Annotated in this window: 11 protein-coding genes; 7 read left to right on the forward strand and 4 right to left on the reverse strand. The window is 71.7% G+C overall.

The window, feature by feature from the left end; genetic code table 11:
• Positions 1–432: 432 nt before the first annotated feature.
• From lpdA to VLK66_RS25010, 3 genes are all read right to left on the reverse strand, one after another.
• Positions 433–1,866, reverse strand: a complete 1,434-nt coding sequence (gene lpdA, locus VLK66_RS25000) for a dihydrolipoyl dehydrogenase (protein WP_325312230.1) — start codon at positions 1,864–1,866, stop codon at positions 433–435.
• Between the two features lie 67 nt (positions 1,867–1,933).
• Entirely contained in the window at positions 1,934–2,533 is a 600-nt protein-coding gene (locus tag VLK66_RS25005; protein ID WP_325312231.1) for a TetR/AcrR family transcriptional regulator, read from the reverse strand.
• A 365-nt stretch (positions 2,534–2,898) separates the two neighbouring features.
• Positions 2,899–3,357 (reverse strand): DUF983 domain-containing protein, encoded by a 459-nt coding sequence (locus VLK66_RS25010; protein WP_325312232.1) that lies wholly within the window; start codon positions 3,355–3,357, stop codon positions 2,899–2,901.
• A 300-nt stretch (positions 3,358–3,657) separates the two neighbouring features.
• Between VLK66_RS25010 and VLK66_RS25015 the strand changes: the two genes are divergently transcribed.
• Positions 3,658–3,855 (forward strand): hypothetical protein, encoded by a 198-nt coding sequence (locus tag VLK66_RS25015; RefSeq protein ID WP_325312233.1) that lies wholly within the window; start codon positions 3,658–3,660, stop codon positions 3,853–3,855.
• 16 nt (positions 3,856–3,871) lie between these two features.
• Here VLK66_RS25015 and VLK66_RS25020 read toward each other — a convergent pair whose 3' ends face one another.
• Complete coding sequence (locus VLK66_RS25020) at positions 3,872–4,915, reverse strand: hypothetical protein (protein ID WP_325312234.1); 1,044 nt, start codon at positions 4,913–4,915, stop codon at positions 3,872–3,874.
• 162 nt (positions 4,916–5,077) lie between these two features.
• Here VLK66_RS25020 and VLK66_RS25025 point away from each other — a divergent pair, with 162 nt between their 5' ends.
• The 6 genes from VLK66_RS25025 to VLK66_RS25050 all read left to right on the forward strand — a co-directional run bounded on the left by VLK66_RS25025 (position 5,078) and on the right by VLK66_RS25050 (position 9,257).
• Positions 5,078–5,674: a D-sedoheptulose-7-phosphate isomerase gene (locus VLK66_RS25025; RefSeq protein WP_325312235.1), complete on the forward strand. Its 597-nt coding sequence runs from the start codon at positions 5,078–5,080 to the stop codon at positions 5,672–5,674.
• 56 nt (positions 5,675–5,730) lie between these two features.
• On the forward strand, positions 5,731–6,207 hold the full coding sequence (locus VLK66_RS25030; protein ID WP_325312236.1) for a hypothetical protein: 477 nt from the start codon (positions 5,731–5,733) through the stop codon (positions 6,205–6,207).
• A 446-nt stretch (positions 6,208–6,653) separates the two neighbouring features.
• Positions 6,654–7,403 (forward strand): MBL fold metallo-hydrolase, encoded by a 750-nt coding sequence (locus VLK66_RS25035; RefSeq protein WP_325312237.1) that lies wholly within the window; start codon positions 6,654–6,656, stop codon positions 7,401–7,403.
• Positions 7,393–8,064: a M15 family metallopeptidase gene (locus tag VLK66_RS25040; protein WP_325312238.1), complete on the forward strand. Its 672-nt coding sequence runs from the start codon at positions 7,393–7,395 to the stop codon at positions 8,062–8,064. The genes VLK66_RS25035 and VLK66_RS25040 overlap by 11 nt, the downstream gene beginning before the upstream one ends.
• A 110-nt stretch (positions 8,065–8,174) precedes the next feature.
• Positions 8,175–8,597, forward strand: coding sequence for a hypothetical protein (locus VLK66_RS25045; protein ID WP_325312239.1), 423 nt, complete (start codon positions 8,175–8,177; stop codon positions 8,595–8,597).
• Between the two features lie 225 nt (positions 8,598–8,822).
• Positions 8,823–9,257, forward strand: coding sequence for a hypothetical protein (locus tag VLK66_RS25050; protein ID WP_325312240.1), 435 nt, complete (start codon positions 8,823–8,825; stop codon positions 9,255–9,257).
• Positions 9,258–9,511 lie beyond the last annotated feature (254 nt).

The raw sequence follows: 9,511 nt of genomic DNA on the forward strand, positions 1-9,511 counted from the left end.
CAGTGGTCGTGAGCGCTGATGCCACAGAATGAGCGGATCAGCCTCGCGCAGTTTGCGAGGCTTCCCGTAGTTGTTGCTGCGACTTCAGTCGCCGGTGGGGGGCCAGGCCGCGAACTTTCTATTCAGGCCGACCACACCGTAATTCAGCGAGGTGCGCTGATTCTTCCACCGGATTGGTATCATACGGAATCCGGGAGAAGCATCGGTGCATCCGACCCACTCACGTGCTGCCGCGCCCACAGATCCTTCGGCCTGCAAGGTGGTGTGCTGATGCGACTTGCAGCGTGGCCGGCCTCAGGATGACGTCAGGTGGGTGCAGTGCGGATGAAGAAGCTGATCTTCCGGATCTGGTATCAAGCAGCAGCAGAGGGAGCAGAGGAACCGCATTCGGTTCTCTGCTCCCTCGACTGCTCCGCCGTGAGCCCTTCAGTTTCAGGCCGTGGCGAGCGCGGGCTGCTTCGGCCTGGGGCGATTCATGATGTGCACCGCCTCGCCGAGCGCGTGCTTGAAGGCCTCCATCACGCCCTCGCCGAGCGTGGGATGCGGGTGGATGGTGAGGGCCACGTCCTCGGGACTGGCCATCATCTCCAGCGCGAACGCGGCCTCGCTGATCAGCTCGCTGGCCTCGGGGCCCACGATCTGCACCCCGATCACCCGCTCGCGGTCGGCCACGATCTTGATGAACCCCTCGGTCTCGGTCAGCGACATCGCGCGGCCGCTGGCGGTGAACGGGAACCGGCCGACGGTCACGTCGATGCCGCGCCGCTTCGCCTCCGCCTCGCCGATGCCCACGGTGGCGATCTCGGGGTCGGTGAACACCGCGGCCGGCATGGCCAGCCAGTCGCGCCGCGCATGGCGCCCGGCGATCACCTCCGCCGCGACCTCGCCCTCGCGGAAGGCCTTGTGCGCCAGGTAAGGCCCGCCGCTCACGTCGCCGATAGCATAGATGCCGGGGACGCTGGTCTCCGCGCGCTCGTCCACGGCGATGTGGCCGCGCGCGTCCAGCCGCACGCCCACCTCCGCCAGCCCCAGCCCGGCGGTGTTGGGAACGAAGCCGACGGCCACCAGCACCTTCTCCGCCTCGATCACCCGCGCCGCGCCGTCCTGCTCCACCGTCACCGCCGCCATCCCGCCGCGCGCCTCCCAGCCGACGGCCTTCGCGCGCGTCAGGATCTCCGCGCCGCGCTTGCGGAGCCTGCGCTCCACCACGCGCACCAGGTCCGCGTCCACGCCGGGGAGGAGCGCGTCCGTCATCTCCACGACCGTCAGCCTAGTCCCCAGCCGCTGGTACATCATCCCCAGTTCCAGCCCGATCACCCCGCCGCCGATCACCAGCAGCGACCGGGGGATGGCGGGAAGATCCACCGCCTCGCGCGCGGTGACGACGTGCGCGTGGTCCGGCTCGAACCCCGGCACCGCCGCCAGCCGCGCCCCCGTCGCCAGGACGATGGCGTCGCGGGCGGTGCAGCGCGCCACGCTGCCGTCCGATGCGGTGACGTCGACGGTGCGCGCGTCCACCAGCCGCGCGGTGCCGAGCGCGACCGAGCCGCCGTTGCCGCGGATGAGCGTGCCGACGTTGGTGGTCAGCCGCTCCACGATCCCCGCCTTCCACCGCTGCGTCGCGGCGAAGTCGATCGCCGGCTCGGCGGTGATCCCCATCGTCCCCGCCTCGCGGATGCGGTCCATCAGCCCGGCGGCGGTGATCAGCGCCTTGCTGGGAATGCACCCCCAGTTCAGGCACACGCCGCCGAGCGACTCCTTCTCCACGCACAGCACCTGCTTCCCCAGCTGCGCCAGGCGGATGGCCGCCGTGTATCCCCCGGGCCCGCCGCCGATCACGATCGCGTCGTATTCCCTCGTCTCCATCATCCCCTCCGCGAGTTAGTGAGACCGGACGGTCTCTTCACGGGCAAAAAGAAAGAGCTCCCGCGCGCTACGAAGCGCGGACGCTCTCGTCCACGAACCGCTCCAGGTGCGCGACGGCGCGGCGGACGTGCGCCGGATCGTCGTACAGCTTCGAGAGCATCACCGCGCCCTCCAGCGTGGCGATGACCACCGACGCCAGCTCGTCGGGATCGACCTCCGCGCGCACCTCGCCGCGCTCGATGCCGCCCTTCGCCACGCGGACGACCAGCGCGCGGAGGCCGTCCATGGCGTCGCGGGCGCGGTCGCGGAGCGCGGGGTTGCCGTCGTCGTTCTCCAGCGCGGCGTTCATCACCGGGCAGCCGCCGGGCACGGGCGGGTCGGCGGGGATGCGGGCGAAGACGGAGATGACGGCATGGAGACGGGAGATGGCGTCGCGCTTCCCCTCCAGCGCCTCGCGGAAGCGGTCGCCCATCACCTCCACGGCATAGTCGAACGACTCCAGGGCGAGCTGCTCCTTGCTCTCGAAGTGGCGGTAGATGCCGCCCTTCTGCAGCCCGGTGGCCGCCATGATGTCGCTCATCGACGCGCCGGCGAAGCCCTGCGTGTTGAACAGCGCCGCCGCCTGCCGGATGATGTTCTCGCGCGTCTGATCGCCCGACCGTACCATGCTCCTCCTCACGCTAGAGACCGAACGGTCTCAAAATTAAGATGGGGTGGGGCGCGGGTCAAGTGCGGTGCGCCTCCGCCAGCCCCGCGCCCTCTCCGGCCGGCCGAGGCCGTCCACCTCTCCCGTACCGGGAGAGGTAGCTCGATGGGGTTCGTGCCGGAAGGCTGCACCCTGCCCGCCTGGCTGGCTCCCTCCCCCTCCGCCCACTCTGCGAGGGAGGAACGCGGGCGCGCACTCGCGTGTGAGAGACTTGGATCGCACGGATGCTTTGCATGTAGCGCGGATCCTGCCTGGCTACCTCTCCCGGTACGGGAGAGGTGGACGACCTGAGCCGGCCGGAGAGGGCACGATGCGGCCGAAGCGCGCTACCGGTCGTCCGACCGCCGCGTCTCGTGCTCGCCCGCCGTCCTGTGCCACTCCAGCTCCTCCACGGTGAGCGGGCGGATGAGGAGGTCCACGGCCAGCCACAGCGTCTGCGAGAACGGGTAGAAGAGGAACGGGGCGACGACCATCATCGCCGGGGCGCCGATTTCGAGCAGCAGCCAGGGCACGGCCGGCCACGCGGCGATGATCACGCCGACGCACACCAGCGCCAGCAACCCCTCGGCGATGGCGATGTTGAACATCATCGACCCGAGGAAGAAGTCGTGCTCGCCGCGGTCCAGGCGCAGGCCGCAGGTGGGGCAGCGCGGCTTCAGCCTCAGCCAGTGCTTCAGCAGCCCCCCGCCGCCGCATACGGGGCACCGCAGCCGCGCCGCCCGCCCCAGCCGCGTCCCCAGCGGCGGCACCTCCGCGCGCTCCGAGCTCTTCGTATTCGTGCTCATTGATCGTCCCGTCTCCGTCAGAATCGTTCGCCCGCACCACAAATCCAATCTCACGCCGAACTCTCCGCGACTCCGCGTCTCCGCGTGAGATCCATCGAAATCAGCCGAACGGGAATGTCGCGGAGCGCGCCGGACAGGGGAATCGGGAAGCGGGAGGACGCACGCGTGGGAAGATTCCCCACATCTTCCTCTCCAGCGGCCCCCGACTTGCCGGAAACCCGCCCCGGGACTAGCTTGCGCACCCGCCGGGCAGGACCGGAAACGGCGGTACGACGCGACGAACGAACGGAGCCGAGGACGATGAAGTTCGCGATGATGGGGGCCCTGCTGATCACCCTGCCGGCGGTGGCGGCGCTGATCTACTCGCTGATGTACGGCCCGCACTGGCTGACCTACGCCGCGCTGTTCAGCATCGGCCTGAACACCCTTCCGTTCATCGCCGCCGGGCTGCTGATGGGCAAGGGGAGCGACGGGCACGGCCCCGACCTGGGCCACTGACGCATCCGCCGGATCGTCAGCGCACGATCCGGATCTCGCGAGCGCCCAGCACCCACAATCGCCCCGCGGCGTCCCATGCGGCGTCGCGGGGCGCCCGTTTGCTCTCCTCCAGCACCTTGCCGTCGCCCGCGGCCAGCAGGTGCAATTCCCGCCCGTACGCCACCACCGCCACCTTCCCCCCGTCCGGCGACACGCGCACCGCGTCGGGGTCGCTGTGCCCGATCCCCCCGAAGTCCTTCGACCACCGCTGCCTGAGCCCGTCGGGCCCGTGCCGCAGCGCCCGCACCGAGCCGCCGACGACCGCGTAGAGCGTACCGTCCGGCCCCGCCACCAGCACGCGCGCCGCTGCGCCGGTGCCGAAGGTGGAGAGCAGCCGCCCGCTCAGCGCGTCGCGCACCTCGATGGCGGCGGGAACGTCGTGGGCCTCGCTCCCCGCCAGGGCGACGTAAACGCGGTCGCCCAGCGGCGACACGGCGATCGCCGAGACGGGCGACCCCGCGTCGGGCCACCCCCAGCGCGGCACCAGCGACTCCGGCGCCAGCCCCATCACGCTGCCGTTCCGCGTCGCCGTGTAGACCCACACGCCGCGCGGATCGCGGGCCAGCGGCGCGTCGGAGCGGCGCGTCCCCAGCGCCTTCCCGGCCGAGTCCACCACCGCCGTCGCGCCGTCCGCGCGCAGGTACCAGCGCCCGCCCGCGCGCCACAGCACCCGCGGCGTCCCCTTCAGCGCCAGCGGCACGCGGGCCACCGTCCGCCCCGCCGTGTCCACCGCGGTGAGGGCGCCCGGCTGCGCGATCCACCCCCGCCCCGAATCCACCTGCAGCGTCGCCTCCGCCGCCACGGTATCGCGCAGCTGGACGCGGTCGAGCGTGTGAAGCGTGTCCTTCTTCGTGCATCCCCCCAGCAGGAAGAGCAGGGGGATGGAGATGAGGAGCCGGCCAGCACGGAATCGCCCTCGATCCCCCCATCTCCCCGACCCTTGGAGATGAAGGGGGATGCGATGATCTCGCCGCGCACCGGGGCGGGTGGAGAAGGGGGATTCCATCGACCGTGGCGGCAACGGCGTCCGATCCGGGTGAGGAGGCGTGGGGCGCGGGAGGATGCCCGTCCGCCGCACCCGCAAGCAAGTGCCACGCCCCCGGCGGCGGGAGGGTGCGGGCGGGGCGCGGGGTGGCTAAGTTTCCCGCCACGACCGCACCGTCCACCCCGCCCTCCGGAGCCGATGCCCGCAGCGGACCCCATCGCCCTGATCGTTGCCGCGCTGGAGGAGTCCGCGCGCGTGAAGCTGGCGCTGCGCGCGATGGCGCCCGACGTGGCGCGGGTGGCGGGGCGGGTGGCGAAGAGCTTCCGCGGCGGTGGGCGGCTGTACGCGTGCGGCAACGGCGGCTCGGCGTGCGACGCCATGCATCTCGTCGAAGAGCTCGTCGCGCGCTACAAGCGCGACCGGCCGGGCCTTCCCGCGCACCACCTGCTGGACGCGCCCACGCTCACCTGCTGGAGCAACGACTACGACTTCGCCAGCGCCTTCCGGCGGCAGGTGGAGGCCATGGCGCGCCCCGGCGACGTGCTGGTGGCCATCAGCACCAGCGGCAACTCGCCCAACGTGGTCGCCGCGGCGGAGGCGGCGCGCGAGCGCGGGGTCGTGACCCTCGGCCTGCTGGGGCGCGGCGGCGGGCGGCTGGCGGCGCTGTGCACGGACGCGCTGGTGGTGCCCGCCGAGGCGACGGAGCGCATCCAGGAGGCGCACATCACCCTGATCCACCTGCTGTGCGAGCTGGTGGAGCGCGAGCTCTTTCCCGAAGCCGTCACGGACGGGTGAGGCCGCGCGTTGCCTTGCGAAATCCCGAATCTCCATCCCCCCAGGAACGGACGCGGATGAGGAACCCGAAGCTGATGGCCCTGGCGGCGGCCGTGCTGGCGTGCACGGCGCTGGCGGCGTGCGGCGAGAACGCCGAGAAGAAGCAGGCCCGCGAGCAGGCGCGCCGCACCGCGTGCGTCGCGTCGGAGCTGGCGCTGGACGCCAAGGTGCGCCTGGCCCAGCTGGACACGCAGGTGGTGCAGATGCAGGGAAGCCCGCTGGAGCAGGTGACCACGGCGGGGCACGTGTTCGCCGCCGCGTACCGCACCTACGCCGACGCCGCCAGCCGCGCCGCGGACCTGGCCGACAGCGCCGCCTTCGCGCGCTCGAGCACCGACTCGGCGCGCTACGCCACGATGGCGCAGCGCGCGCAGCCGCCCGCGCCGCAGCCGGGGGTGGAGGAGAACGCCGCCCGCCGCTTCGAGGGCGACGTGCGCGAGGCGATGAACAACCCCGACCACCCCTGCAACAAGAAGGACAGCGACGACAGCTGATCCGCCGTCGCGGACCCGGATGACCAGGGCGAGGCCGCGCAGTGCGGCTTCGCCCCTTTTTCTTCGATTGGGAAGATTGGGTTTCGTGGGCTCGGAAGATTCGATCTCGTTCCCGATAACCCGAAAATGCGAGTGAACTCGCGGCTACAACGGCACGCAGTCCGCCTTCGCGGACTTCACATCCGTGCGTCCGAGGTTCCGGTGAGCGGGGATGGCGGTCGCTTGGCCAGATCCACATCCCGTCACGCACTCAGCACTCAGCACTCAGCACTCAGCACTCACGCACTCGATCGAAGCGTCACACAAAACTCCTCCGTGCTCCCGTGTGTCCGTGCCTCCGTGTGAAACCTGCTTTTTCTTCTTCCTTCGTCAGGGCGATGCCTGTAGACTGACTGCGGCCGATCGTCACGAATTCCGAATTCCCACCGACCGGAGCGGATCCGAAAATGGCCGTGCTGCACCTGCTGGGCACCGGCGCCGCGTTCAGCGACGCGCGCCGCACCACCACCATGCTCGCCTTCGAGAGCGGGGGCCACGCGCTGGTGGTGGACTGCGGCGGCGACGTGGTGCAGCGGCTGATGGCGTGCGGCGTGGACGTGGACGGCATCGAGGGGCTGATCGTGACGCACGAGCACGCCGACCACGTGGGCGGCTTCCCGCTCTTCATGGAGAAGATCTGGCTCTCCGGGCGCCGCCGCCCCATCCCCGTGTACGGCATCGAGCCGGCGCTCGCGCAGGCGCGGCGCGCGTGGGAGAGCTTCGAGACGAAGACGTGGAAGGACGTGCCGGAGATCCAGTGGAACCGGGTGGAGCACCAGCCCGGCGCCCTCGTGCTGCACAACGAGCGCTGGCACGTGACCGCGTCGCCGGGGATCCACCCCGTGCCGGTGGTCGGCATCCGCGTGGAGTCGGCGGGCAGCGGCGTGGCCGCGTACTCGTGCGACACCGCGCCTTCGCCGCTCATCACCGAACTGGCCAGCGGCGCCGACGTGCTGGTGCACGAGGCGCAGGCCACGCCCGTGCCCAACGTGCACAGCACCTACGCGCAGGCCGCGCGGGTGGCGTTCGAGGCGGGCGCGCGGCGGCTGATCCTGGTCCACCTCCCGCCGGGGGTGAGCGACGGGGACCTGGACGAGGCGCGCAAGGTGTTCGCCCACACCGAGCTGGGCGAGGACGGGGGGCGGCATGAGTTCTAGCCGCGCGCTCCGCGCCTGGGCGGCGGCCGTGGTTGCGCTGCTGGCCGGGTGCCGCACCGCCGCGCAGTCCGCCCGCGGCTCCGAGTGCGCGCTGCCGCCCGGCGACGAGCTGGTGAACGTGCGCCGGATCGACCGCACCATCCGCGCGGACGTCCGCTACGCCACCAGCAACAACTTCACCGGGCGCCGCCTTCCCGGCTACGAGCGCCCGCGCGCCATGCTGCGCCCGTCCGCCGCCGCGGCGCTGGGGCGCGTGCAGGCGCGGCTGCGCACCGAGGGGCTGGGATTGAAGGTGTTCGACGCCTACCGCCCCGTCCGCGCGACGCTGGCGATGGTGGACTGGGCCGAGCGCAGCGGCAACCGGTGGGTGCTGGACCAGGGCTACGTCGCACGCCGCAGCGGCCACAACCTGGGCATCACCGTAGACCTCACCCTCGTGGACCTCCGCACCGGGCGCGAGCTGGCGATGGGGACGCCCTTCGACACCTTCAGCGAGGCCGCGCACACGGCCAACGCCACGGGCGAGGTGATGGAGAACCGGCTGCGGCTGAAGCGGGCGATGGAGGCCGAGGGGTTCGCCAACTACGACCAGGAGTGGTGGCACTACCGGATGGCGGGCGGCCCGCCGCCGCTGGACGTGCCGCTGCGCTGCTTCCCCTGACCGGGCGCAGGGGAACCGGAGCGCGTCACGACGGGTAACGGGTGCTCGTTCTTCCGAGGCGCGGCACCCGTCCGCCGCCGACGTTCCCCCGATCCCATCCAAGCATTCCGATGAACGCCCGTACCGCCTTCGCGCTGGCCGCCGTCCTCGGCGCCGCGCTGCTCGCGCGCCCCGCCGCCGCGCAGACCACCGACACCACGGCCGCCACGCCCGCCGCGCCCGCGCACCGCGTGCGCCACGACCGCAACCTGCTGACGCCCGAGGACTTCGCCGGGCGGCACGAGGACAACGCCTACGCGCTGGTGCGCACGCTGCGGCCGTCGTGGCTGCGCGGCTCGCGCGGCGTCACCAGCAACGCCGAGGGCACGCCCGTGGTGGTGTACCGCGACGGCGTGAGGATGGGCGGCGAGAACGAGCTGCGCAGCATCGCCACCGTGACGATCCGCGAGATCCGCTACCTGGACGCGATGGCGGCCACGCAGCAGTTCGGCACGGACCACGGCGGCGGCGCCATCCTCGTCGCCACGCATTAGGCCGCGCCGCGGGGATGTCTCCTCGCGTTGGCCCGCGGGCCCCGGCCGAGGCGCCGGGGCTCCGTCGTTCCGGGTGGGCGGGCGCGGGAAGGGCCATTCCGTGGCTTGATCGATGGAGAAGGCGACATTAGATTCGTCTCCACAATCCAGCCCCGCATCTCCGCCGCCGGCCGTTCGATCCGGGGCGTCCGGCCCTCCTTCCACGCCAGCAGCTACGACCTCGCCATGCGCGCTTCCATCTCCCTCACGCTCCTGGGCTGCGCCGCGGCCGCGCTCGCGTTCGCCGGCCCCTCCGCCGCGCAGCAGACCGACACCACGCACTCGCCGGCCGTGGAGGTGGCCCCGCGGAACGCGCGCCCGCACCGCGACCGCAACCTGCTGACGCCCGAGGAATTCGCCTCGCGGCACGACCCCGACGCGTACCAGCTGATCCGCGCGCTGCGGCCGGGGTGGCTGCGCGGCGCGCGCGGCGTATCGTCGGTGCAGACGAGCTCGTCGGTGGTGGTGTACCGCGACGGGATGCGCGTGGGCGGCCCCCGCGCGCTGCTGGACATCCCCGCCGAGTCCATCCGCGAGATCCGCTACTTCGACGCCATCGACGCCACGCAGCGGTGGGGCACCGACCACGCCGCCGGCGCCATCGTCGTCACCACCCGCTGACCTTCCGGCGGGAGATGGCGAAGCGGCCCCGGTCGAGCCATCGACCGGGGCCGCTTCGATTGTGCAGCGATACCAGCTCTGGTAATCAACCGTGCAGTACAGACGCACCGAGAGACGTCATCCTGAGTCGAACACCGCGCTTCGCGCGACCACGATGGATGAAAGGGGGAGGCGCCCTCCAGAGCGGAACCGGCTGCCGAGCCGAACAGCCTCGCGCAGTTTGCGAGGCTTCCCGTAGTTGTTGCTGCGACTTT

The organism is Longimicrobium sp., from assembly GCF_035474595.1.
In the GTDB taxonomy this organism is placed as follows: Bacteria; Gemmatimonadota; Gemmatimonadetes; order Longimicrobiales; family Longimicrobiaceae; genus Longimicrobium.

Excerpts from the sequence above, each read along its gene's own strand:
- lpdA (WP_325312230.1), bottom strand. The coding sequence starts at position 1,866 with ATGGAGACGAGGGAATACGACGCGATCGTGATCGGCGGCGGGCCCGGG.
- VLK66_RS25005 (WP_325312231.1), bottom strand. The coding sequence starts at position 2,533 with ATGGTACGGTCGGGCGATCAGACGCGCGAGAACATCATCCGGCAGGCG.
- VLK66_RS25010 (WP_325312232.1), bottom strand. The coding sequence starts at position 3,357 with ATGAGCACGAATACGAAGAGCTCGGAGCGCGCGGAGGTGCCGCCGCTG.
- VLK66_RS25015 (WP_325312233.1), top strand. The coding sequence starts at position 3,658 with ATGAAGTTCGCGATGATGGGGGCCCTGCTGATCACCCTGCCGGCGGTG.
- VLK66_RS25025 (WP_325312235.1), top strand. The coding sequence starts at position 5,078 with ATGCCCGCAGCGGACCCCATCGCCCTGATCGTTGCCGCGCTGGAGGAG.
- VLK66_RS25030 (WP_325312236.1), top strand. The coding sequence starts at position 5,731 with ATGAGGAACCCGAAGCTGATGGCCCTGGCGGCGGCCGTGCTGGCGTGC.
- VLK66_RS25035 (WP_325312237.1), top strand. The coding sequence starts at position 6,654 with ATGGCCGTGCTGCACCTGCTGGGCACCGGCGCCGCGTTCAGCGACGCG.
- VLK66_RS25040 (WP_325312238.1), top strand. The coding sequence starts at position 7,393 with ATGAGTTCTAGCCGCGCGCTCCGCGCCTGGGCGGCGGCCGTGGTTGCG.
- VLK66_RS25045 (WP_325312239.1), top strand. The coding sequence starts at position 8,175 with ATGAACGCCCGTACCGCCTTCGCGCTGGCCGCCGTCCTCGGCGCCGCG.
- VLK66_RS25050 (WP_325312240.1), top strand. The coding sequence starts at position 8,823 with ATGCGCGCTTCCATCTCCCTCACGCTCCTGGGCTGCGCCGCGGCCGCG.